This window comes from Sorangium sp. So ce367 (assembly GCF_051520455.1).
GTDB classification, from domain to species: Bacteria; Myxococcota_A; Polyangia; order Polyangiales; family Polyangiaceae; genus Sorangium; species Sorangium cellulosum_B.
Genome location: NZ_CP150334.1, coordinates 6,831,248 through 6,854,109, shown reverse-complemented (window position 1 = coordinate 6,854,109; position 22,862 = coordinate 6,831,248). Strand labels below are relative to the sequence as shown.

22 protein-coding genes are annotated in these 22,862 nt (G+C 72.0%); 13 read left to right on the top strand and 9 right to left on the bottom strand.

All coding sequences use genetic code 11. The annotated features are described in order from the left end of the window. Nucleotides 1-5 precede the first annotated feature (5 nt). Nucleotides 6-1,004: an SDR family NAD(P)-dependent oxidoreductase gene (locus tag WME97_RS25985; RefSeq protein WP_437540991.1), complete on the top strand. Its 999-nt coding sequence runs from the start codon at nucleotides 6-8 to the stop codon at nucleotides 1,002-1,004. 77 nt (nucleotides 1,005-1,081) lie between these two features. Then, nucleotides 1,082-2,227 carry a DegT/DnrJ/EryC1/StrS family aminotransferase gene (locus WME97_RS25980; RefSeq protein ID WP_437540990.1) on the top strand — a complete coding sequence of 382 codons (1,146 nt, stop codon included), beginning with the start codon at nucleotides 1,082-1,084 and terminating at the stop codon, nucleotides 2,225-2,227. On the opposite strand, the gene WME97_RS25975 is transcribed toward WME97_RS25980, so the two are convergent. Then, nucleotides 2,216-2,926 carry a nucleotidyltransferase family protein gene (locus WME97_RS25975; RefSeq protein WP_437540988.1) on the bottom strand — a complete coding sequence of 237 codons (711 nt, stop codon included), beginning with the start codon at nucleotides 2,924-2,926 and terminating at the stop codon, nucleotides 2,216-2,218. The two genes, WME97_RS25980 and WME97_RS25975, sit on opposite strands and share 12 nt — an antisense overlap. Nucleotides 2,927-3,115: 189 nt before the next feature. Between WME97_RS25975 and WME97_RS25970 the strand changes: the two genes are divergently transcribed. After that, on the top strand, nucleotides 3,116-3,466 hold the full coding sequence (locus tag WME97_RS25970; protein ID WP_437540987.1) for a hypothetical protein: 351 nt from the start codon (nucleotides 3,116-3,118) through the stop codon (nucleotides 3,464-3,466). 10 nt (nucleotides 3,467-3,476) lie between these two features. After that, nucleotides 3,477-3,845: a hypothetical protein gene (locus WME97_RS25965; protein ID WP_437540984.1), complete on the top strand. Its 369-nt coding sequence runs from the start codon at nucleotides 3,477-3,479 to the stop codon at nucleotides 3,843-3,845. A gap of 27 nt (nucleotides 3,846-3,872) precedes the next feature. Here WME97_RS25965 and WME97_RS25960 read toward each other — a convergent pair whose 3' ends face one another. Then, entirely contained in the window at nucleotides 3,873-4,610 is a 738-nt protein-coding gene (locus WME97_RS25960) for a tetratricopeptide repeat protein (RefSeq protein WP_437540982.1), read from the bottom strand. Nucleotides 4,611-4,782: 172 nt separating this feature from the next. On the opposite strand from WME97_RS25960, the gene WME97_RS25955 reads away from it, so the two are divergent. From WME97_RS25955 to WME97_RS25945, 3 genes are all read left to right on the top strand, one after another. Then, complete coding sequence (locus WME97_RS25955) at nucleotides 4,783-5,199, top strand: tellurite resistance TerB family protein (RefSeq protein ID WP_437292677.1); 417 nt, start codon at nucleotides 4,783-4,785, stop codon at nucleotides 5,197-5,199. A gap of 121 nt (nucleotides 5,200-5,320) precedes the next feature. After that, a complete protein-coding gene (locus WME97_RS25950; RefSeq protein WP_437540980.1) occupies nucleotides 5,321-6,178 on the top strand; it encodes a serine/threonine protein kinase in 858 nt (285 codons plus the stop codon). A gap of 48 nt (nucleotides 6,179-6,226) precedes the next feature. Beyond that, a complete protein-coding gene (locus WME97_RS25945; protein WP_437540977.1) occupies nucleotides 6,227-7,342 on the top strand; it encodes a pyridoxal-phosphate-dependent aminotransferase family protein in 1,116 nt (371 codons plus the stop codon). Nucleotides 7,343-7,382: 40 nt separating this feature from the next. Here WME97_RS25945 and WME97_RS25940 read toward each other — a convergent pair whose 3' ends face one another. Continuing rightward, nucleotides 7,383-7,991: an FKBP-type peptidyl-prolyl cis-trans isomerase gene (locus tag WME97_RS25940; RefSeq protein WP_437540975.1), complete on the bottom strand. Its 609-nt coding sequence runs from the start codon at nucleotides 7,989-7,991 to the stop codon at nucleotides 7,383-7,385. A 122-nt stretch (nucleotides 7,992-8,113) separates the two neighbouring features. Here WME97_RS25940 and WME97_RS25935 point away from each other — a divergent pair, with 122 nt between their 5' ends. From WME97_RS25935 to WME97_RS25915, 5 genes are all read left to right on the top strand, one after another. Further along, entirely contained in the window at nucleotides 8,114-9,961 is a 1,848-nt protein-coding gene (locus WME97_RS25935) for a hypothetical protein (RefSeq protein ID WP_437540973.1), read from the top strand. A 15-nt stretch (nucleotides 9,962-9,976) separates the two neighbouring features. Continuing rightward, the gene (locus tag WME97_RS25930; RefSeq protein WP_437540971.1) at nucleotides 9,977-11,023 is read left to right on the top strand and encodes a matrixin family metalloprotease; all 1,047 of its coding nucleotides are present in this window, start codon (nucleotides 9,977-9,979) and stop codon (nucleotides 11,021-11,023) included. Beyond that, complete coding sequence (locus WME97_RS25925) at nucleotides 10,962-12,260, top strand: hypothetical protein (protein ID WP_437540969.1); 1,299 nt, start codon at nucleotides 10,962-10,964, stop codon at nucleotides 12,258-12,260. Before WME97_RS25930 ends, WME97_RS25925 begins: the two co-directional genes overlap by 62 nt. Before the next feature lie 456 nt (nucleotides 12,261-12,716). After that, nucleotides 12,717-13,349: a TetR/AcrR family transcriptional regulator gene (locus WME97_RS25920; RefSeq protein WP_437540968.1), complete on the top strand. Its 633-nt coding sequence runs from the start codon at nucleotides 12,717-12,719 to the stop codon at nucleotides 13,347-13,349. Beyond that, on the top strand, nucleotides 13,346-14,290 hold the full coding sequence (locus tag WME97_RS25915) for an alpha/beta fold hydrolase (protein WP_437540966.1): 945 nt from the start codon (nucleotides 13,346-13,348) through the stop codon (nucleotides 14,288-14,290). Before WME97_RS25920 ends, WME97_RS25915 begins: the two co-directional genes overlap by 4 nt. A 32-nt stretch (nucleotides 14,291-14,322) precedes the next feature. On the opposite strand, the gene WME97_RS25910 is transcribed toward WME97_RS25915, so the two are convergent. Genes WME97_RS25910 through WME97_RS25900 form a run of 3 tightly spaced genes read right to left on the bottom strand, consistent with a single transcriptional unit; the run spans nucleotide 14,323 to nucleotide 17,005 of the window. Further along, complete coding sequence (locus WME97_RS25910; RefSeq protein ID WP_437540964.1) at nucleotides 14,323-15,252, bottom strand: aldo/keto reductase; 930 nt, start codon at nucleotides 15,250-15,252, stop codon at nucleotides 14,323-14,325. A gap of 57 nt (nucleotides 15,253-15,309) precedes the next feature. Continuing rightward, nucleotides 15,310-16,143 carry an ABC transporter permease gene (locus WME97_RS25905; RefSeq protein WP_437540962.1) on the bottom strand — a complete coding sequence of 278 codons (834 nt, stop codon included), beginning with the start codon at nucleotides 16,141-16,143 and terminating at the stop codon, nucleotides 15,310-15,312. Continuing rightward, entirely contained in the window at nucleotides 16,136-17,005 is an 870-nt protein-coding gene (locus WME97_RS25900; RefSeq protein WP_437540960.1) for an ABC transporter ATP-binding protein, read from the bottom strand. The genes WME97_RS25905 and WME97_RS25900 overlap by 8 nt, the downstream gene beginning before the upstream one ends. A 270-nt stretch (nucleotides 17,006-17,275) precedes the next feature. On the opposite strand from WME97_RS25900, the gene WME97_RS25895 reads away from it, so the two are divergent. Then, nucleotides 17,276-18,502 carry a PAS domain S-box protein gene (locus tag WME97_RS25895; RefSeq protein WP_437540958.1) on the top strand — a complete coding sequence of 409 codons (1,227 nt, stop codon included), beginning with the start codon at nucleotides 17,276-17,278 and terminating at the stop codon, nucleotides 18,500-18,502. Nucleotides 18,503-18,578: 76 nt separating this feature from the next. Here WME97_RS25895 and WME97_RS25890 read toward each other — a convergent pair whose 3' ends face one another. The 3 genes from WME97_RS25890 to WME97_RS25880 all read right to left on the bottom strand — a co-directional run bounded on the left by WME97_RS25890 (nucleotide 18,579) and on the right by WME97_RS25880 (nucleotide 22,751). Then, the gene (locus WME97_RS25890; RefSeq protein WP_437540956.1) at nucleotides 18,579-19,472 is read right to left on the bottom strand and encodes a LysR substrate-binding domain-containing protein; all 894 of its coding nucleotides are present in this window, start codon (nucleotides 19,470-19,472) and stop codon (nucleotides 18,579-18,581) included. 349 nt (nucleotides 19,473-19,821) lie between these two features. Then, entirely contained in the window at nucleotides 19,822-20,058 is a 237-nt protein-coding gene (locus tag WME97_RS25885) for a hypothetical protein (RefSeq protein WP_437292665.1), read from the bottom strand. Between the two features lie 647 nt (nucleotides 20,059-20,705). After that, nucleotides 20,706-22,751 (bottom strand): OPT family oligopeptide transporter, encoded by a 2,046-nt coding sequence (locus WME97_RS25880; RefSeq protein WP_437540953.1) that lies wholly within the window; start codon nucleotides 22,749-22,751, stop codon nucleotides 20,706-20,708. Nucleotides 22,752-22,862 lie beyond the last annotated feature (111 nt).

Below are 22,862 nucleotides of genomic sequence, written 5' to 3'. Positions count from 1 at the left end.
CGGCCGTGAGCGAAGGCTTCTATCGCGGCAAGCGCGTCGTGGTGACCGGCGCCGGCGGGTTCATCGGCAGCCACCTCGTCGAGGCGCTGGTCCGGGAGGGCGCGCGCGTGAGGGCGCTCGTCCGGTACACCTCGGGCTCGCGGCGCGGGCACCTCGACCGGCTCCCCGAGGACGTCCTCGCGCAGGTCGAGGTCGTCCCCGGCAACGTGGAGGACGCGGGCGCGGTCCGGTCGCTCGTGCGCGGCGCCGACGTCGTGTTCCACCTCGCGGCCCTGATCGGGATCCCGTACTCGTACGTGGCCCCGCAGCAGTACGTGGCGACCAACGTGCAGGGCACGCTGAACATCCTCGAGGCGGCGCGCGAGCACGGCGCGCGCGTGGTCCACACGTCGACGAGCGAGACCTACGGCACCGCGCGCTACACGCCGATCGACGAGGCGCACCCCCTGACCGGCCAGTCCCCGTACTCGGCCACGAAGATCGGCGCCGACAAGCTCGCCGAGAGCTATCACCTCTCGTTCGGCCTCGAGGTGGCGACCATCCGGCCGTTCAACACCTACGGCCCGCGGCAGTCGTCGCGCGCGATCATCCCGAGCGTGATGCAGCAGCTCGCCGCCGGCAGCGCCTCGCTCCGCATCGGCAGCACCACGCCGGTGCGGGACCTCAACTTCGTGACCGACACCGTCGCCGGCTTCCTCCTCGTCGGATCGAGCGCGCGGGCCGTGGGGCAGACGCTCAACGTCGGGAGCGGGCGCGCCATCTCCATCGGCGATCTGGTCCGGCTCATCTTCGAGGTGACGGGCAAGCGGGCGGAGCTCGTGACGGACGAGGCTCGGGTGCGCCCCGACGCGAGCGAGGTCCTGGTGCTGCTCGCCGACTTCCGTCGCGCCGCGGAGCTCGTCGGCTACGCGCCCCGCGTGCCGCTCGAGGAGGGGCTCGCGCGGACGTACGCCTACGTCGAGCGTCACCTCACCGATTACCGGCCGCGCGAGTATGCGATCTGACGCACGCCGCCGCGCGGCCGGGGGCCAGCGCCTCGCGCGCCCTCTCCGCGAGGCGCCGGCTGGATGGATGGAAGACCATGTGGAAGATACCTCTCAGCGATCTCTCGTTCGGGCCTGAAGAAGCCGAGGCCGCGCGGCAGGTCGTCGCGTCGGGCTGGTTGACGATGGGGGAGCGGACGGCGCAGTTCGAGCGGGAGCTCGGCGAGGCGCTCGGCACCCCGAGGGTGCTCGCCGTGACGAACTGCACCGCCGCGCTGCACCTCGCGTACACCGCGCTCTCCGTGGGCCCCGGCGACGAGGTGATCTGCCCGAGCCTCACGTTCGTGGCGACCGCCAACGCCGCGCTCCTGTGCGGGGCCAACGTGGTGCTCGCCGACATCGTCGGCGACGACGACCTCGGCATCGATCCCGCCGACATCGTCCGCAAGATCACCCCGAGGACGCGGGCGATCACGGTCGTCCATTACGCCGGCTACCCTTGCGACATGGACGCGATCTGCGCGATCGCGGCCGAGCGGGGGCTCGCGGTGGTCGAGGACGCGGCGCACGCGCCGCTCGCGAGCTACCGGGGCAGGGCGCTCGGGACGCTGGGGGACGTCGGCTGCCTGAGCTTCTTCTCGAACAAGAACCTCGCGGTCGGCGAGGGGGGCGCCGTGATCGCGAGGGACGACGCGCTCCACGCGCGCATGCGGCTCCTCCGCGCGCACGGGATGACGACGCTCACCCTCGATCGGCACAAGGGGCACGCGTTCACCTATGACGTCGTGGACGCGGGCATGAACTACCGCATCGACGAGATCCGCAGCGCCATCGGCCTCGTGCAGCTCGGCCGGCTCGCGGCGGGCAACGCGCGTCGGCGCGCGCTCGTGGCGCGCTACCACGAGCGCCTCGCCGGGGTGCGGGGCCTCGGGCTGCCGTACAGCGACTTCTACGCGCGCGGGCTGGGGGAGAGCGCGCACCACCTCATGCCGGTGCTCCTGCCCGAGGGCACCTCGCGCGAGGCCGTGATGGAGGCCATGAAGGCGCGCGGGGTCCAGACGAGCGTGCACTACACGCCGATCCACCGCTTCTCGCACCACGGCGCCTCCGACCGGGTGCGCAAGGACGGGCTCGCGCGGACGGACGCGATCGCGGGCCGCCAGCTCACGCTGCCGCTCCACCCGCGCATGGCCGACGCCGACGTCGACGCCGTGTGCGAGGCGCTCGCCGCGTCAGTCCGGTAGGTACCGCTGCCGGTTCTTCTCGAACTCGTCCTGCGCCTCGGCGAAGTCGTCGCTCCTTCCGATGTCGAGCCAGTGGCCCCGGAAGGGGAAGGTGGCCACCGGCTCGCCGGCGCCGAGCAGCGCGTGCATCAGGTCGTCGAACCCGAACGGCCGGCCCTCGGGGATGAAGGGCAGCACGCCGCGGCTCATCGCGTAGATGCCCATGCTGACCCAGAACGTGTAGGTCGGCTTCTCGCGGAAGCTGACGACGCGCCCCTCGGGGCCGAGGTCGAGCACCCCCAGGTCGATCTTCGAGGCGCGCTCGCAGACGGCGACGGTGAGCGGCGATCCGGTCGACTCGGCCGTCCGGTGGAGCGCCGTGAAGTCGAGATCGCTGAGGATGTCGCCGTTCATCACGAGGAAGCGCTCCGGCAGATCCCGCTCGATGACCCGGAGCGGACCCACGGTCCCGAGCGGCGTGTCCTCGCGCTGGTAGGCGATGCGCAGCCCGTATCGGCTCCCCTCGCCGACGACCGCCTCGATGAGCGCGGCCTGGTGGCCGACGCACATCACGACGTCGGTGACCCCCGCCCGCGCCAGCTGCCGGAGGAGGATCTCGACGATCGTGTGATCCCCGATCGGCATGAGCGGCTTCGGGATAAGGGCGGTGTAGGGGCGGAGCCGGGAGCCTTTGCCGCCGGCAAGCACGACTGCCTTCATGCGATGACGTATACCCACGCGCTGCCCGGACGGGTGACCATTCCGCAGAATTTCACCCTCGCCCGGCCCGCGGCGTCCTCTCCGATTGACTCTCTTCGGGCTGCTCTATTACTGGTTGGAGAGCGTCCCGCGGCAGGTCAGCCCCGGCGTGGGGCGATTCACCCCTCACAGGCGACTTGGGCAGCAATCATGACGATGGTACCTCCGTCCCGTACCCCCGCCAGGAAGCGCCGGAAGCTCGGATATCGAGGCAGCGGCACCTTCGCCATGTGCAGCGCCGGCCCGCACCCGGGCGGTCCGCTCTTCCGGCAGCTGTGCACGCTCGCCGACCGCTTCAACGCGAGCGAGGACGATCCGGCCGCGGCGCAGATCGGGAGCGTGCTCTCGCTGCTCGCCCTCTACGCGACCCAGCCGAACGACCGGGATTTCCGGTTGCCGTTCGGCTCCTTCGTCATGGATCTCGCCCTCGCCGACGAGGCGCGGGCTCGGGCGCCGGGCGCCGGGCCCGTCCCGTACGGACGCCCGTTGCTCGCTCGCTGACCTGGGCTTCATGAGCACGCGAGAGCTACCGACACGACCAGCGGGGCGCAGCAAGCGGACGGCATCGGCCTCGGTGGTGCTCATCGTGAGCGCCAGCGAGCAGCTCGCGGAGCGTTGCCGGCGGCTGGTCTTCGTCGAAGGCGCCGACCTGCTCGCGTGCGATCTCGTGTCGCTGCGGGGCAGCGCGGCATGGCTGAACCCGCTGGCCATCGTGATGACCCAGGACGTGCGGGCGTTCGATCCGGAAGGGTTCATCGAGCTGTCGCGGCGCATCGGCGCCGAGCTCGTCGTGCTCCCCTCCGAGAACGTGTCGGACACACAGCTCACCGCCATGATCACGGCGGCGCTGGACATCGCCCAGCGCCGCCGGACCGACTGACGGCGAAGAGCGGCGGTCGAGGGCGCGTCAGTCGCGCGGCGGGAGGACGTCGCCGGACCGGCTCGCCCGCAGGCACCCCTCGTCGAGGCCCAGCTTGCACGCCTTCGTGAACAGCTCGACTGCCTTCCGGTCGTCGCGCTTCACGCCCTCGCCCTCCGCGTGGAGATGTCCGAGCTCGACGCAGGCGGGGGCGTTCCCGCGCTCGCAGACGCGCTGGAACAGCGCGGCCGCGCGCCCGGGATCGGCGCTCGCGCCCTGGCCGTGGAGGTAGGCCCTGCCTGCCGCGAGGCATCCGAGGTTCGCGCCCGCGTGGCATGCGCGCGCGTGCCAGTAGAGCGCCGCCTCGTCCGCCTCGCTCGCCCCGACGGCGCCGTCCGTGCGCGCGAGCCGATCGTGGTAGGCGTCGCCGAGCCGCAAGCAGCCGCGCGCGCTCCCCTCCGCGCACGCCTTCTCGAACAGCGTCATCGCTCGCTCCACGTCGATCGAGACGATCGTTCCGCCCAGGTACATCGATCCCAGCGTCACGCAGTCCTCGATCTGGTGGTCGGCGCAGCCGTTCGTACAGCCGACGAGGTCGTCCGCCTCGCAGGGCAGCCGCAGCGGCGGCGGGGCCGCCTCGGCGCTCGCCGTGGCTCGCGGCGTCGCCGCGCGCCCCTCGGGCGCAGGTCGGCCCGGATCGGCAGGGCGCCGCGCCGCGGTCGCGCTGCTGCAGCCGCAGAGGAAGAGCGCGCCGAGGAGCGACTGGGCGAGTTCGCGCACGTGCATGCTCGAACTCATGACACACAGGGAGCGCTCTCCCAATGCCGCCCCTCGGGCGCATTCAACCCCGGCGCGTTTGCCCCGGGTGCGCGCGTTTGCCCCGGGCGCGCTGGGTACAGGGGACGCTCCAGGGCTGGTCCCGCGCCGGGCCTCGGTGTACACGGAGACGATGCCCCAGATGAGCCCTCCTCCGCTGCAAACGCTTGATGAGCCGAACCTCGAGGCGCTCGTCGAGCTGATGTTCCTCGCGGCGTTCGCCGACGGCGAGTTCAGCCCGGAGGAGAAGATCCATTTCGCCCGGAGCGTAGAGTCGCTCACGGATCGACGGATCCCGCAGAGCACGATGGACACGCTCCTCCAGACCGTGGTGGAGCAGCTCCACAAGGAGGGCCGCGCGGCCCGGCTCGCGTCGCTCAAGGAACGGCTCGCCAGCCCGCAGGCCCGGAAGGTCGCCTTCTTCCTGGCCGCTCAGGTCGTGGTCGCCGACGGGATCGTCAGGAGCAGCGAGCGCGAGCTCTTGCTCGACGTCGCCGCGGCGCTCGAGCTCGATCAGGCCGAGGCCGCGGAGATCGTGCGGAAGCTCGCCGCTTCATGAGCGGCCGGCCGCCCTCGGCGCGCCGCGTGCGGGGGGACAGGGGCGCCCCCTGCGTCGCGAACGCGGGCCGCGCGCGGCGGGGTGAACGGGCGCCCGCGTTTTCGGTTACGATGGGCTCGCCGTGACCTGGTCCTCCACTGGCAGTTTCCTGATCCCGTTTCCGGTGCCGGGCTCAGCGCTGACCTCCACCCGGGGGACGTACGTGATCGGGGCGCTCATCGGCGACGGGCAGTATGGCTCGGTGTACGAGTGCAGCGGGCCGTTCGATCAGGTGTACGCCCTGAAGATGCTGCGGCCGGCGAACAAGCCCTACCAGGTCGTCAAGGAAGAGTGGTCGCGCGAGATGCTCCGCCTGGAGAGCTTCCGCCACCCGAACATCGTCTACATCCACGACGCGTTCGAGGTGAACTACCTGTTCTACCTGGCGCTCGAGCGGTGCGACACGAGCCTCCGGGCGCTGCTCGGCGCCCCGTTCCAGCCGCCGCTGCTCCTGGAGCTCGCGCGTCAGCTGCTGATGACGCTGCAGTACCTGCACGACAACGGCGTCGTGCACGCCGACCTGCACGCCGGCAACGTGCTCATCTCCCAGCTCGACCACAGGCCGCTCGTCAAGCTCACCGACTTCGGCGTGGCGCACCAGCTCGACGGCGTCACCCGCTGGTTCCGCCCGCAGGTCGCGAACCCGAAGATCCTCGTGCCGGAGCTCGTGACGGCGGGCTACACGACGACGCAGAGCGACCTCTACCAGCTCGGGCTGCTCATGTACCAGATGCACACCGGGCAGCCGGCCATCGACGTGAACGTCGCCTACGAGGAGATCACGCGGCAGATCGCCGAGGGCACCCCCCGGCAGAAGGCCGAGGCGCTCGGCACGCCGCTGAGCCAGGTGATCGCCAAGCTGCTGCGCCGCCGCGACGCCTACCGCTACCACTGCGCGCGCGATGTCTGGGACGATCTGCGCCAGCTCCGCTGGGCGTAGCGCAATCTCCGCTGCGTCCCGCGCGCGTTCCGGGCTAGATCTCGCGGCATGATCGCCGCCGCAACGCCACGCGTCGTCTCGCTCACGCCCGCGGTCTTCCACCTGCCGGACGCGGTGAACCAGGTCTCGCGCACGTACGGGGAGAGCCCGATCGTCCCGCGTGGCCCCCGGCTCCGGCCGCTGCTCGACCGGGCACGGCACGGCATCGTCGAGGCCCTCGGCGCGCCCAGCTACGAGGCCATCCTCCTCACGGGCTCGGGATCGACCTCCATGGCCGCCGTGCTCGGCTCCTGCTTGCGGCGCGACGAGCGGCTCCTCGTCGTCCGGAACGGCGCCTACGGCGACCGGATCTTCGAGTACGCCGCCACGCTCGGCCAGCCGGTCGTCGACATGTGCCTGCCCTACGGCGAGAGGCCGGACCTCGCGAAGATCGAGGCCATCCTGGCGGCGGACGAGGTCGACGCGGTGGCCATGGTGTACGGGGGCACGTCGACGTGCACGTTGAACCCCTTGCCCGAGGTCGGCGCGCTTGCCCGGAAGTATGGCAAGAAGCTCCTCGTCGACGGCATCAGCGCGCTCTTCGTCGAGCCGCTGGCCCTCGAGGGCTCGGGCATCGCCGCCGTCATGGGCTCGTGCAACAAGGGCCTGCACAGCCACCCGAACCTGACGGTGGCGCTGGTCCGGAAGGACCTGCTCGCCGAGATGGAGCGGATCCCCGCCCGCGTCCCGAGCCTGGAGCTCCACAAGATCTGGCGCGCCCAGCAGGGCGGCGCGCACCCCTACACGATCGATCCGATGAGCCTCTGCCAGGTGATCGCGGCGCTTGATCACCTCGCCGCCACCGGCGGCGTCGCCGGGCGTCACGCCGTGTACCAGGCGCGCTGCGCGATCCTGCGCCCCGGCTACGAGCGCCTCGGGCTGACGATCGCGCGCTGGGAGAACATGCCGCTCCAGTCGATCGGGACGGCGCTGCACATCCCGGTCGGGAGGACCTACGACGAGATGGCGAGCCGGCTCGCCAGCGAGCCGGTCGATGGGCACGTGTTCGAGATCTACGCCGCCCAGGGGAAGCTTTCGGACCGGCTGTTCCGGATCTTCCACATGGGTGAGTACCCGCTCGAGGCCTACGAGATCTTCCTCAAGGCGCTCGCGCGCGTCGTCTGAGCGCTGGGCTCGCGGCTCACTCCGCGCGGCCGCCTGCGGCTCACTTCGCCTCCTTGGGTGCCTCCTTCTTCTCGGCCGGCGCGGCGGGCTTGTCGCCCTTGGCCGCCTTGTCGCCCGCGGGCTTGGCCGCCTTGTCGGCCGTGGTCTTCCCGGCCTTGTCGTCCCCGGCCGCGTCCTTCGCCGCGTCGCCGACGCCGAGCAGCTCGATGTCGAAGACCAGCGTCGCCTTGGCCGGGATCTTCGGCGGGCTGCCCGCGTCGCCGTAGCCGAGGCGGGAGGGGATCGTGAGCTTGCGCTTGCCGCCCACCTTCATCCCGGCAACGCCCTGGTCCCAGCCCTTGATGACCTCCGACGCGCCGAGCGTGAACTCGAACGGCTCGCGGCCGACGGAGGAGTCGAACTCGGCGTTGTTCTTCAGCAGGCGCCCCGTGTAGTGGACGCGGACTTTGTCGCCGTCCTTCGCCTCCGGGCCGGTGCCCACGACGGTGTCTTCCTTGATGAGATCGGCGGGCTCCGGCTCGGCGGGCTTCACCACCGGCACGGCGCTGCCCGGCGGCAGATCCGGCTCGGGGACCTTCTCCTCGCAGCCCGCGACCGGGCCGAGGAGGACAGCGCAGGAGATGGCGATGACGATGTGGAGGGGCTTCATGGCGCCACGTCTTACGCACCCGGCGCTGGGCGATCAACGGTCACCCGACGCGCCCGGGGGCTTCCCGGCCGTCCGGGTTTCCGTTGCAGCGCTCCGGCCCGCGCGGTTAGGGTGCGGCCACCTTGCCTCGCGCGTTCTCCGTCGCTGCCCTGGCGATCGCCGAGGGGGGCGCCAATGCCGTTGGCGCGGTGCGCTTCACCTGCGCCGAGGCGGAGCTCGAGGTCGAGCTGGTCCGGGTCGCCGGCTACGCCGAGGGGTTCGCCCTGGGCGCCGTGGCGGCGCCGGTCCGCTTCGGGGTGCCCTACACCGCGATCCGCGGCCTTTTCCGGCGCGGCAAGGCGCTCTGCGTGGCGCTCGATCCGTCCGCGTGCTCGCCGCACAACTGCTTCGTCCTCGCGCGCTTCGAGGGCGATCTGCCCGGCGTGCCCGGCGTGACCTCGCCGGCGGCGATGGAGGCGATGGAGAGCGCCTACCGCGCGCGCCTCAACGCCCGCATGGCGAGCTGGATCGCGCCGGCGCCGCTCGGCGTGCTCGCGGCCGCCCTGTCCCCCGACTATCTCGCGAGCGGCCCGCTCGGGACCGCGTCGCTCGCGTGCCTCGTCGCGCTCGCGACCTGGCTCGCGCTGCGCTTCGTCGCGCGGCTCGCGACCTGGGGAGGGCCGCCCTCGGACCGCCTGCGCGACGCGCTCGTGGCGGAGATGTCGAGCCGCATGGGCTTCGCGTCGGAGCGGCTCGCGGCCTCGTCCCCCGGCTCGCCGGCCGCGCCCGTGTTCGCGCCCCGCCCGACGCCGCTCGGCGAGCGGCCGGGGCGCGAACCAAGGCGCGGCGTCGAGGAGGGGATCGACGCGCTCCCGCTCCGGGCCCGCGTGCTCGTGCCCGCGGCGCTCGCGGTGATCGGCATCGTGGCGACGATGGCGTTCGTGCAGCGGTTCGCGGCCCCCCGCGATCAGCCGCCGGCCGAGCGGCAGGCGGCGCGCGGCGTCGGGCAGGCGACCCGCGGAGCCACCGCCGCGCTCCTCGCGGGCGAGGTCCGGGAGCGCGCCGAGCCGTCGTTCCCGCACTGCCTCTGCGATCGCGCCGACTCGCCGCTCTGGCGGGCGGGGGTGCCGATCCTCAGCCTGCTCGGATCGACCGGGCCGGACGACGGCGCCGGGGTGATCGCGCCGATTCTGCGGCGGGACCGCGCGGACGACGACGCGGAGAGCGAGGCTGGCGCGGGGCAGGGCGACGCCGCCGGGGAGCAGGGCGACGCCGGTGCGGAGCCGGGCGACGCGGGCCGGGACGGCGGCGCGGCGCGGCCGGCGCGCGGCCGCTACGACTTCGAGCTCGCGGTCGTGAACAACAGCGGCGCGCCCGTCAGCGACTTCCGCGTGCTGCTCACGTTCGCGCGGCGCGATCGCCGCGGCGAGCGCGCCGGCATCACCGAGCGCGGGCTGTTCTGGGAAGGCGCGCTCGGGCCGGGGCGCGCGGTGAAGTGGCACGTCGAGGCGCCCGGGACGGAGGTGAAGATCGAGCCGGGCGTGACGGGCATGCTCGACGGCGAGACCGGGGTGGCGTCGCCCGACGCCTTCTTCCAGCTGACGCGCGCGCGCTACCGCGTTGTGCGCATCCACGCGGCGATGATGCTCGCCTGGCTCCGCGACCCGCGCGCCCGCGACGCGCTCGTGGCGCTCATGCCCGCCGCGCCCGCGGAGGAGGCGATGCTCGGCCGGATCCGGCGCGCGACGGCCGATGTCATCCCGTGCTCGGCCGCGGTCGTCGAGGGGCGGCTGCGCGCGTGCCTCTTCAACGGCGGCGTGAATCCGGTGCGCGGCGTGACGCTGCGCGAGGTCGCTGCGGGCGAGGGCGGCGCGCCGCGCTCCTGGCCCGTCGCGGCGACCCTGCCGGTGCACGAGGGGGTGGAGGTGACGCTGCCCCTCGAGGGGAGCGCGGCGCCCGAGGAGCTCGAGGTGGTCCCGCAGGAGCGATGAGCCGATGATGGGGGGATGAAGAGAGGCTTCAGGGCCGCGCTCGCCCTGGTCGCCCCGCTCGCCGCCGCGCTGGCGCAGCTCGCGGGGGCTCGCGAGGCCGCCGCGTGGGCGCCGCTCGATCTCGAGGTCGTTCCCCGCTGGCGCGAGCTGCCGGCCCGCTACCACATCAACGGGGGGACGATCCCGGGGCCGCTCTCCAGCTTCGCCGCCGCCAGCATCGAGGCCGGCTTCGCGGCCTGGTCGAGCCCCGGATGCACGGCGTGGGAGGTCGAGCTCCTCGGCGACACGGGCGACGGCTACGACTTCGACGACGGCAAGAGCGTGTTCCTCTGGATCAGCGACGGCTGGCCTGGCGAGCTCGGGCAAGCCGACTCGGTGATCGCCGTCACGATGCCGGTCTGGGATGCCGATGGCGTCATCGGCGAGGCCGACATGATCTTCAACGACGTCGGCTTCTGCTGGAACGACACGGGTGATGGAGGCTGCATCGATGTGCGATCGATCGCCACGCACGAAGAAGGGCACTTCCTCGGCCTGGGTCACACGAACGTGCGCGGCGCGACGATGCTGGGGTTCTACCCGGGCGGCACGTCGGCGCGCACGCTCGAGGAAGACGACATCGAAGGGGTCTGCGCCCTTTACCCGATCGCCGGGGCGAGCGCCGCGAGCTCGGGCGGCGGCTCCGGCGCGGGCGCGACGGCGGCCTCGGGCGGATCGGGCGGCGCGGCGTCGGGGGGCGAGGACAGGCCGAAGAGCGGCCATGTGGACGAGGCCTCGGGCGACGCCGGTTGCTCCTGCTCGGGCGCTGGTCAGCCGCCGATCGCTCCCGGCGCTTTGCCAATGACGGCGCTCGGCGCGCTGCTGGCCTTCTGGCGCCGGCGGCCGCGCCGGACCCTGCGCGAGCGGCAGCGATCGGGCGGGGTAGGAGAGCGCGCCCCCCGCGTTGTCGCGCGGACGGGTGCGCTTTACAACCCAGCGCAGCCGGGGCAAACGTCCCGCCATGCCCGAGCCGAGCACCGCAGCGTTCGAGGCGGAGGTCGCGCGTGCCCTCCGCTCCCTTGAGGCCGATAGCTCCGTTTCCGCCCTCGATCCGCTCGGCGATCCGGCCGGCGCGGCGCGCGCCCTCTCGGCGGAGGGCGGCGGCGCGCCGCTGATCCTCCGGGCGGCGCCCGAGCTTGGCGCGCTGCGGCGGGAGCAGGATACAGGCTTCGGCCCGGCGCCGCGGGACCCCGTATGGCTCCGGATCGAGCGCGGCGCGAGCGTCCTCCGGCTGGCGCCGCTGAGGCTCGCGGGCGCCCGCCACGCGCGGCCCGAGGCAGGCGGGGCCGGGGAGGGCACGGCCGAGCCTCGCGACGCGGTGGGCGTCCAGGTGATCTCGGAGCGGCGCCCATGCTGCGGCGCCCCCACGTGCACGCGCGAGCGGACCTACGTCGCCGCCTGGCTCGCGCTCGCCGCGCCCGTGCCTGCGCGCGCCACGGCGGCGCGGCGCCTGCTCGTCGCCGAGGCGCAGGATCTCGAGGCCGCGCCGGCGGAGGCGCTCGTCGAGGCGGTGGCGGCGCCGCTCGCGGCCGCGCTGAGCGTCCCGCTGGAGACGGCGCGGGGGACCGAGCCGCCCGGCGCCATCGCGCCGCGGCCCCTCCCGGAGCCTGCCCCGACTCCGCCTCCAGCGCTGCCGGCCGCCGCGCTGTCGCGGTTCGCGATCCGGAGCGAGGGTGAGCTCCTCGTCTTGCGGGATTACGCGAGCCACGGCCCGCGCGGCTCCGCGGCCCGCAACGCGCTCATCGGGGCCGCGCTGCTGCTCGCCGCGCTCGCGTTCTGGATCCAGGTCATGCGGAGCGTCTCCGCGGGGGAGAGCGGCATCGCCATCGGCGTAGGCAGCGCCGCCGCGCTGCTCTCGCTCGCGGGCTACGCCTTCCTGGGCGTCGCCAGGTTCTCGTCCCGTTACGCGGCGCGCTCCGCCCCGGTCGTGTCGTTCGGCCCGGGCCGCTTCGTCGTCGCCCCCTGGGTGAGCCGCACCGGCGCCATCGACCTGCGCCCCGAGGGCCGGCTGGGGGCGGCCATCTCCGCCGGAGAGGTCCGCGACATCCGCGTGCTCCCGCGCGGCGACCGGTTCGCGGTCGAGATCGAGACCGACCACGGGCCCATCGACGCCCTCCTCACCGAGCGCGAGGACGTCGCGCGCTACTGGCGGGACGTGATGGATCGCGCCGTCGCCTCGGTGCGCCACGCCGGCGGCCCCTCCGCCAAGCAGCGCCTCCGGGCGCGCGCCCAGGCGCAGCAGGCCCCGGCGGCGGGCTGAGCCGTCCCGGCGATCACCGCCTGCGCGGGGGGATACGCAAAAAGATGTCCGGCGCGGCGCCGCTCGAACGTCGTAGGCGCGAAGTACCCGCGAAGGAGAGGCATCATGAACGAGTCGGGGGCCCCGACCTCAACCCCGGTCGGTCCCAACCTCGGTCGGATGTCCACCGTCGCCCTCAACCCGGGACACCCTCAACCCGGGTCGGGTCGAACGCCCAACCTCGGTCGGTTGGACGGGACGCCCTCAACCCCGTTGGGGGACGTCCTCAACCTCGGTCGGGCGCCCAGGGCGTCCTCAACCTCGGTCGGGCGCCCACCGTCGTGCTGGGGGACGTCCTCAACCTCGGTCGGGCGCCCAGGGCAAGGGCATCCTCAACCTCGGTCGGACGCCCACCGTCGTGCCGGGCTCGCTGATTCCCCTTGTGCACCGCTCTGTCCCATGTAATGAACTCGTTCAGTGAACGCGTTCACTCAAAGACCCGGCCGGCGCGACGCTCAGAAAGACGCGACGCGCGCCCGGATCCTCGAGGCCGCGCGCGACCACTTCGAGCGCCACGGCTTCGAGGCCGCCAACGTCCGTGCCATCGCCGCGGACGCGGGCGTGGCCGCCGGCACGGTCCTCCTCCACTTCGTCGACAAGCGCGACCTGCTCCACGCCGCGCTGTTCGACGACCTCGCCGCCACCGCGGCCGAGGCCGTCAGCGACGAGGAGCCCGGCTCCCTCGAGCAGCGGCTCCACCGGCTCGGGGCCGCCTTCTTCGCGTACTACGCCCGCCGGCCCGCCCTCTCGAAGACGCTGCTCCGCGACGCCCTGTTCGCCGACCCGCCCTGGCAGGCCCGCTTCACCGAGCAGGTCGCCGCCGTGCACGGCCGCGTCGTCGAGCTCTTCAACGCCGCCCGCGCGCAGGGGGAGGTCGCCGACGACGCCGACCCCGCGCTCTTCGGCGTCGCCTTCTTCTCCTTCTACTACTTCGCGCTGATCGCCTGGGCCCAGGGCGCGCACCCGTCGCCTATCGCCCTGCTCGATCGGCTCGTCGCTCAGCACCTCTGCGGCCTCCGCCCCGCAGCCAACGTCAGGAGGGCTCGATGACGTCATCCATCATGTTCCGCAGTCCAGAGGCGCGCGCGCGCATCGCGGCGTGGTTCGACAGGTTCCACGAGAAGCTCCCGGTCCCGACCCGATCGCGCGAGGTCTCCACCCGCTTCGGCGCCACGCACGTCCTCAGCGCCGGCCCCGAGAACGCCCCGCCGCTCGTCTGCCTGCACGGCGCGCTCGCCAGCTCCGCGCACCTCATGCCCGAGCTCGGCCCGCTCCTCGCGCGCTTCCGCGTCCACGTCGTCGACGTCATCGGCCAGTCCGTCAAGAGCGCCGACGTCCGCCTGCCGATCGACGGGCCCGCCTACGCCGAGTGGCTCACCGACGTCCTCGACGCGCTCGGCCTCGCCCGCACCCACCTCCTCGGCGTCAGCTGGGGCGGCTTCGCGGCCCTGCGCATGGCCCAGGTCGCGCCCGCCCGCATCGACCGGCTCATCCTGATCGTGCCGGCGGCCCTGGTGTCGGGCTCCGCGTGGCAAGGCCTCACCCGCATCGCGATCCCGATGGCCCTCTACCGCGCCTTCCCCTCGGAGGAGCGCCTCGCGCGCCTCGTCTCCGGGCTGTTCTCCACGCACGACGACATGTGGTGCTCCTACTTCGGCGACGCCGTCCGCAGCTACCGGCTCGATTTCCGCCCGCCCCCGCTCGCAACGCCCGCGTCCCTCGCCGGGTTCACGCGGCCCGCGCTCGTGTTCGGCGCCGACGACGACGTGAGCTTCCCCGGCGCGAAGCTGCTCGCGCGCGCGAAGGAGCTCCTGCCGCGCGCCGAGACCGAGCTGCTCGAGGGGTGCCGCCACTCGCCCCCCACGGACGACGCCTTCCGCGCGCGGCTCTGCGAGCGGATCTCGCGCTTCCTCGGGAGCGACGCCGCGCGTGACGCCGCCGACGTCGCGTCGCCCCCCGCGCCGCCCGGGATCGCCGCGCCGGTCGCGTGACCCTCCGCCGCGCTCCCGCCTGCGAGCGCCCCTCAGTGCCCCGACACGTCGTCGACCTGCGCGAACGCCTGGATGAGCCGCTCGCGCGCCCGCGCCGACAGCGGCGGCGCCTCGATCGAGCGCACGTTCTCCAGGAGGTGCTCCACGCTGCTCGTCCCCGACAGGATCACGTGCGCCCCCGGCTCGTCCCTGCAGAAGCGGTACGCCGCGTCCGGGAGCGACGAGGCGCCCTCTCCTTCCAGGAGCCGGTCCAGCCCCTCGTCGCCGAGCTCAGGCGACACCTTGCCGCGCGCCGAAAGGTCCGCGAGCAGCTCCCGCAGCCGATCGGGCCGGCTCAGCGCGCGCCGGACCGCGAACATGATCAGCGTCCCGATGTCCTTCGCCCGCGTCAGCGGGAACACCCGCGCCCGCGCCGACTGGTTCAGAAGGTTGAACCCGACCATCACGACGTCCCACACGTCGTCGCGGAGCGCCTGCTCGAGCGTCGCGTGCGCCGGATCGGCGGCGAACGCCTCCGTGATGCCGAGGAAGCGGATCTTGCCCTGCTCGCGCAGGCGCAGCAGCACGGGGACGATCCGCTCGCGCAGATCGGCGTACTGATCCGGCAGCACGCCATGCAGATGGTAGACGTCGACGTGATCCGTGCCGAGCCGCTCGAGGCTCGCATGCAGCGACGACACAACGTCTTCCGGCCGGAGCGGCGCCTCGATGCGCGTCGTCTTCTTCGTCGAGAGCACCACGCGGTCGCGCGGCACCTCGCGGAGCGCCTTGCCGATGAGCCCCTCGGTCCCGTACGCCTCCGCCGTGTCGATGAAGTTCACGCCGCGCTCGATGGCCGCACGGACGAGCCGGAGCGACTCGGCCTCCGCGATGCGCCCGGACCCGAGCCGGCTGTCGCCGCCCGCGCCCAGGCCGAGCACGCTGACCTCGAGGCCGGTCCGGCCCAGGATGATTCGATTCACGATCGTCCTCTCCCTCGATGAACGGTGATCGTCACGGCGCCCGCGCCGGGCGCGGGCTCACTCCTTCGGGGCGACCTTCCACGACGTGAACCGCCGCTCGACGCGCATGAGCAGGTGATTGAACGTCAGCCCGAGCGCCGTGATGGTCAAGATGCCGACATACATGCTCGGGATCTGGAAATTGTATTGCGCGTAGATGATCAGGTATCCGAGCCCCGCCTTGGCCCCGATCATCTCCGCCGCGACGAGGACGAGCAGCGAGTACGCGCCCGCCAGGCGGATACCCACGAAGATCGTCGGGACCGCGGCCGGCAGGATGACCTTGCGGAACAGCTGGAGCGGCGACAGCCCCATCGTGCGCGCCGACTTGACGAGCAGCGGATCGACCCCGCGCACCCCGCTGATCGTGTTGAGCAGGATCGGCCAGGTGCACGAGTAGATGACGAGCGCGATCTTCGAGGACTCCCCGATCCCGAGCAGCAGCAGGAACACGGGCAGGAGCGCGAGCGCCGCCGTGTTGCGCAGCACCTCGAGCAGCGGATTGAGCGCGTCCGCCACGCCCTTGTACCACCCGATCGCGAGCCCGAGCGGCACGCCCACCGAGATCGCCAGCGTGAAGCCGACGAGAGAGCGCGACAGGCTCGCCTTGATGTGGCTCAGGAGCTGCCCGTTCTGGAGCAGCTGCCACCCTGTCCCCAGCACCTCGGAGAGCGGCGGAAGGAACGCCCCCTCCACGAGGCCCACCCGCGGCGCCGTCTCCCACAGGGCGGCGACCGCGAGGAGGATCCCCGAGCGCGCGAGGGCGCGGCCGAGCCACCGCGCCGCGTCGCCCACGAGCTGCCCTTGCTGCGACTCCTCGGGCAGCGCAATCGATTGCTCCAAACTAGCCATTGACCGCCACCACGCCCGCCACGGGGCGGCTCTCCGCCGCGCGCTTCTGCCGCTTGCTCCGCTCCAGCTCCTCGGACTTCAGCACCTCCTCCCGCAGCAGCGTCCAGATCTCGTGCCGCAGCCTGCCGAACTCCGGCGTCGACCGCGCGTCCTCATAGCCCCGGATCTCCTCCGGGATATCGATGACCCGCTTCACCCGGCCGGGCCGGGACGTCATGATCGCGACCCGCTGCCCGAGGAACACCGCCTCGTCGATGCTGTGCGTGATGAACAGGATCGTCTTGCGCGACCTCTCCCAGATCCGGAGCAGCTCCGCCTGCAGCGACTCGCGCGTCTGCGCGTCCAGCGCCGCGAACGGCTCGTCCATCATCAGCACCTCCGGGTCGTAGGCGAGGCTCCTCGCGATGGCCACCCGCTGCTTCATGCCGCCCGACAGCTCGTGCGGATACCGATCCTCGAAGCCGGAGAGGCTGACCAGATCCAGGTAATCCTGGGCGATCTCCCTGCGCCGGCTCTCCGGGACGCCCTTGGCCTCGAGCCCGAACTCGACGTTCTCGCGCGCCGTCCGCCACGGGAAGAGCGCATACTGCTGGAACACGATCCCTCGATCGAGGGCCGGGCCCGTGATCGGCTTGCCGTCGAGCAGGAGCTTGCCGCTGCTCGGCTTCGACAGCCCGCCGAGCAGATCGATGAGCGTCGACTTGCCGCACCCGCTCGGCCCGACGAGGACCATCAGCTCGCCGGCCCTCACGTCGAGGTTGAGGTCCTCGATGGCCGTGAACCGCGCGCCCTCCTTGGCCCCCGCCGGCCCTTTGACGGCGAATGTCTTGCTCACATTGTGGAACTGGATCTTGTTGCTCATGGCTTCTCCTGCTCCCGAACCTCGACGAGGGCGCCCCTTCACGGACCGCCGTTGAGCACGCCCCGTACCAAGCGTGAGCCGGCTCTCTGGACGCAAATCCGCTATAACAGATGGCGGCCTGCTGCTGGAGCAGCAGGCGCTTGCTCACGGAGTGTTGCTACAGCAACAGTGGATCCGTCCTTACGAACCCAGGGCGCTCTGCAGACTGTCCGTCGAAGACGAATGGCAGTTATTTCGACGTGCGCGAACGCCCCGGGTAAATTTCACCCCATGACCGCCGCCACCACGTCATGGGGAGAAGTCGACACCGAGAAACTCGCGGGCAAGCGCGCACGCCTCTTCGAGCGAGCGCCGGTCGCGATCGTCCAGTACGGCAAGGAGCTCACGATCGAGGACTGGAACGGCGCGGCCGAGCGCCTGCTCGGCCACGCGCGGAAGGAGGCGCTCGGCCAGCGCGTGGACGAGCTCCTGCCGGCGTCCGGCAGCCCCGGCGCGTGGCGGCAGCTCCTCGCGGAGGACGGGGCGGCCCCCCGGGTGTGGAGCCACGTCAGGAAGGACGGCGCCGTGGTGAGCGTCGAGTGGCGCCACGAGCGCATCCTCGACGAGCATGGAGAGAGCATCGGCGTCGGCGTGTTTGGGCAGGACGTGACGGAGCGGACCGAGCAGGCTCGCCGCCACCATCAGAGAGAGGTGATCCTGCAGGCCATCACGCAGTCGCTCCCGATCATCGTCTGGGCCATCGACCGCGAGGGGATCTTCACGTGCCACGAGGGAAAGGCGCTCGAGGGCATCGGGCTCCAGCAGGGCGCGCACATCGGCAAGAACGTGTTCGACCTCTACGCGAGCAACCCGCACGGGTGCGAGGTGCTGCGGCGGGCGCTCGCGGGCGAAGCGAGCCATTCGGAGTCCCTGACGCACGGGGTGTTCTGGGACAACTGGGAGGTCCCCATGCGCGACGAGCAGGGCGAGGTGTTCTCGGTCGTCGGCTTCACCCTCGATATCAGCAAGCCAAAGAACACCGAGCAGGAGCTCCGGGCCAGGCTGGACCTCATCGAGCGGCAACAGCGGGTCATCCGCGACCTGTCGACTCCCATCATCCAGGTGTGGGACGGCGTGCTGACCCTGCCGATGATCGGCGTGCTCGACAGCGCCAGGACAGCGGAGGTGATGGATACCCTGCTCGACGCGATCGTCCGCACGGGCTCGCGCTTCGCCATCCTCGATCTCACCGGCGTCGAGCTGGTCGACACGAAGACCGCGAGCTACCTCCTCGATCTCGTCGCCGCGATCAGGCTGCTCGGCGCCGAGGGCATCGTCGCGGGCATCCGCTCGAACGTCGCCCAGACCATCGTCAGCCTCGGGCTCGATCTGGCCAACATCACCACCCTCGGGAACCTCCGGGCGGCGCTCCAGTACTGCATCCGTCAGATGGGCAAGGAGCGCGCGGCCGGCGCGGCGCACGCTTCGCTCCACGGCGCCGCTCCGCGGCCCCAGTGACAGCGCCGCGCGGACGACCGCTCCGGCGCGGCGCTTCCTCGGCTCCCCTGCGATCCCTCACGACCGCCGCGCTGGCTCACGGCTTCCGCGCCGTCGGCTTCGCCGTCTCCGCGGCCCCCATCGCCCTGGCCAGCGCGTCGACGACGACGCGGACCGCGGCGCGCGCGGGCGCGGCGTAGACCGCGAAGCTGGCGCGCTTCGAGGCGCCGTACTCCGGCAGCACGCGCCGCAGCTCGCCGCTCTCGAGCTGATCCTGGACGACGTAATCGGGGAGGTTCGCCAGGCCGACGCCGGCGACCGCGGCGTCGCGCAGCGTGATCGTGTCGCTGGAGCGGAACGTGCCGCTCACCGGGACGACGCGCTCGCCCTCGGGGCCCACGAGCGTCCACCGGGCGACAGGCTCGAGGTTGAGCGTGATGCAGTCGTGGTCGGCGAGGTCCTCGAGGCAGCGCGGCGTCCCGTGGCGCCGCAGGTACCGCGGGCTCGCGCAGAGCACGCGCAGGTCGTCGGCGAGCCGCCGCGCGACGAGGGAAGCCGGGGAGATCTCGGCGGCCAGGCGCACCGCCACGTCGATGCGCTCGGCCACCAGATCGACGATGCGGTCGGTGAGGTCGAGATCGATGCGGAGCTCCGGGTACCTCGCGCGACAGGCCAGCACCGCGGGCGCGACGCGGATCGAGCCGAGGACGGTGGGCGCCGAGATGCGCAGCGTCCCGCGCGGCGTCCCGTCGAGATCCGCGACCGCCCGCTGCGCCTCCTCGATGTCGGAGAGGATCCGGTCCGCGCGCTCTGCGTACAGATTCCCTGCCTCCGTGAGGCTCACGCGGCGCGTGGTGCGCCGGAGGAGCTGCGCGCCGAGGCGCTCCTCCAGCCGCGCGACCTGCTTGCTGACCGACGACGACGTGAGCCCGAGCGCCCTCGCCGCCGCCGAGAAGCTCTGCCGCCGCGCCACCTCCAGGAACGCCCTCATCTCACCGAGGTGACCGCCCGCCGGCTCCATCCCATTCGTTCCTTCCGCGACGCAATCCTCGTCGGCGGGCCAGCATTATCATACGCGCGTCCAAGATCTAGTTTCCTGGAGCGCGAGGCGATCGCCTCGCCGCGAAGGAGGCATCCATGCTCACGCAGGCTCGCGGGCACACGGGCGTCGCGCTGCTGCTCTTCATCCTGGCCGCCACCCTGGTCGCAGATCGGCTCGCGGCGACGCCCCCGGCGCAGGGCGGGTCGACCCCGCCGAGCGCGCGGTACGACCTCGCGCAGATCGACCCGCGGGGGCGCGCGAACGGCGGACCGAGCGCCGCCGGCGCCCCGGCGGGGGCTCAGGCCACGCGATCGATGGCCCCCTCCACGCCCTCCTGCTTGGAGCAGTGCGCACAGCAGTAGAACGCCCCGCCGGCCTCGATGCCGTGCCCCACGATGCGGCAGGCGCAGTGGGCGCACACGGGCGCGAGCTTGTGAATCGCGCACTCGAAGCAATCGAAGGTGTAGCTCGTGCCGCTCACCATGATTTGAAATGCCTTGTCGTAGCTGTTGCCGCAGCAGTCACACGTGTTCATGCAAACCTCTCGACGGTTAGGGGATGACGTTGCGCCGCGCGCCGAGCGCGGTCGGCCCTCGCGATCACCCCGGGCTCCTTGGGTGGCTGTCCCGGCGCCGGCGGGTCTTCGATCTCCGGAGAGGGTTCTCCGGGCGCTGGTGGAGGGGGCGGGGGGTCCCGACGCGCCGGCTCGCCAGGATCGGGATCGTGCCGCGGGGGCTCGCTCGGCGCCGGATCCTGCACCGGCGGACCCCGTCCGGGATCGCCGACGGGCTCGGGGTTGGGCGTTCCTCGGGAGGGGGGCGCATTCACCGGCATGGACGGTTCTTTCCTCGCGCGTCCTTGGCTGACCTCGTGTTGACGCGGTGCAAACAAGGCTGCATGAACCGCGCCACGAGCGCCTCCGAGCGGAGCGGCTCGACAGCGCGACGCGCTGCGCCCGCGCGGTCCTGATACACGCTCGCCGCGGCCCTCCACGGCGCGCATTCCTGTCACAGTGAGGCGCGGCTGCATGGCTGGGGCCGGCGCGGCGAGCCGCCCACGCACCTCCACCTCCGCGTGCGCTCGCACGGCGAGGCGCCGTCCCCAGCACGCCCGCGCGCCGGATCGGGCTGAGCAGGCGGCCGCGAGCGAGCCGGATGGGCCCGCCCGTCGACCGCCAGCGCTTCACTTCGGGAGGAACTGAAGGATCTGTCCGAGCGCCTTGGTGAGGCTCTCGGCTTCCAGCACGTCGGGCAGCACAAGCACGCCGAGCACGCTGAGGCCGATGCCCATCAGCGAGCCTCCGGCGATCACGCCCGCGCAGATGGCCTCGGTGTTCTCCGCGGCGAGCGCGTACCAGGGCCGCGCGGGCGGCGCGTCCGAGCGCCCGCCCGGCGCCGTCTCGCTGAGCCGTGTCTCCTGCTCGCGCTTCTTGCGCCAGAGCGCGGCGCGCCGCTCGAGCAGCCAGAAGAGGAACGAGCCGAGGAACATCGACCAGATATCGGTGAAGTTGAGGATGAACGCGAGCCCCAGGGCGACCGCGGAGAGGGGGAATCGGTTCTTCGTGACCTGCCTCGTGATCTCGACGAGGATCCCGACGATCGCCCCGACCACCACCGCGGACTTGGCCGTCGGGTGGAGGAAATCGAGCCCCTTCATCAGCACCTCGGCGACGGCCTTCCACGTGAGCGCGCTCGGGACCGGCAGCCGCTCCGTCCCGTAGCGGCCGATGTCGCCCTGGATGAGCACGAAGTACCAGACGGGCACCGAGAGCACGAGCCCCGCGACCGTCCCGAGCACGTGCCCCATCGCCTGGTGGCGCGGCTTGCCGCCGAGCATGTAGCCCGGCTTGATATCCATCAGCAGGTTCGCCGTGTTGCTCGCGACCTCGGCGGTGATCCCGGCCGTCATCAGGTTCGTCGTGATGTTCTTCGGCGCGAGCGCGCCGTAGGTGAGCTGCGTCAGCTTGCCGAGCGCCCCGGTCGGGGTGATCGCCGTGATGCCCGTCGAGTTGACCGCGATGAGCGAGAAGATGAAGACGAGCGGGATCGCGAGCGCCCCGAGCCACCAGGAGATCCCGAACCAGAGCTGCCCGAGCACCACGATCACCGCGCCGACGACGGGTATGCCGATGATCGACAGCTTCACCGGAAGCTCGATGTCCGCGAGCACGTCCGTCGCTCCGCCCTTCTTGGTGAGGCCCTTGAACGCGTCGATGATCACCTTGGGCTTGGAGAAGAAGGCGTAGAGAGAGGACGTCGTCATGCACGCGACGCCGCCCCACAGCGCCCAGAGGGTGATCGCCCCGAACCCGAAATGCCCGTTCTTCGGCAGGATGATCCCGCGCTCGATCAGCAGCGGGGCAAGGATCCAGTAGTTGAGGATGCCGCCGAGGAGGAGCGACACGCCGGTCCGGATGCCCATCAGGCCGCCCGTGGCGACGAAGATGATGCTCGTGTCGAACCGGATGGTGAGCTCGTTCAGGGGGGTGCCGCGGATGGCCGGCGAGAGGCCCCAGCGCTTGAGCAGATCGGCGAAGCCCCCGCCATAGAGGAACTCGTCGTAGTAATGCGGGATGTTCTTGAGCGCGAAGAGCGCGCGCATCACCTTGTCGTCGCGGAGGAGCTCGAGCGCGGCGCTCAGGAGGCCGCCGCCGAGGAGGAGCTTCGCCTTGAAGAGGCCCTCCTTCTCGTCGCTCTCGTGCAGCGCGTCCATCACGACGCCGGCGGCCATCCCCTCGGGGAAGGGCTGCTGCTCGTCGTTGATGAAGCGCTTCTTCATCGGGAAGGCGAAGAGCACGCCCAGGATGGCGAGGACGAACATCCAGATCATCGCCTGGCCCATGGGGATGATCGTCGTCGTGACCATCGAGTAGGCCGCGAGGCTCGTGAAGAGCGGCGCGTTCATGTATCCGGCCGACGTCGCGATGGACTGCATCGCGTTGTTCTCGAGCACGGTCATGTCGCTGCCGAGGCCGAGCCTGGACAGCACCTTGAAGAGCCCGAAGGCCAGGATCACGCTCGTGATCCCGACGCCGAGCGACCAGCCGGTGCGCGCGCCGATGTACAGGTTCGTGAGCGACAGGAAGGCGCCGAGGAGCATGCCCGTGATCGCCGAGCGCCACGTCAGCTGGGGCATGTCGCCGCGGTAGACGTTCTTCAGCCACCATGCGTCCTTCTCTTCGAGCGACATGGTGTGAACCTGCTCTGGCGTGAGCTGTTTGATGGCCATTGCGCGGCGACCTCCTCGCACCTTGTACCATGGTGGGCGACGCGCCGTGCATCTCTTCGGCGAGCGCCTACGGCGCAGATCTCGCCGATTTCCCGTTCGCGCCATCGCCCC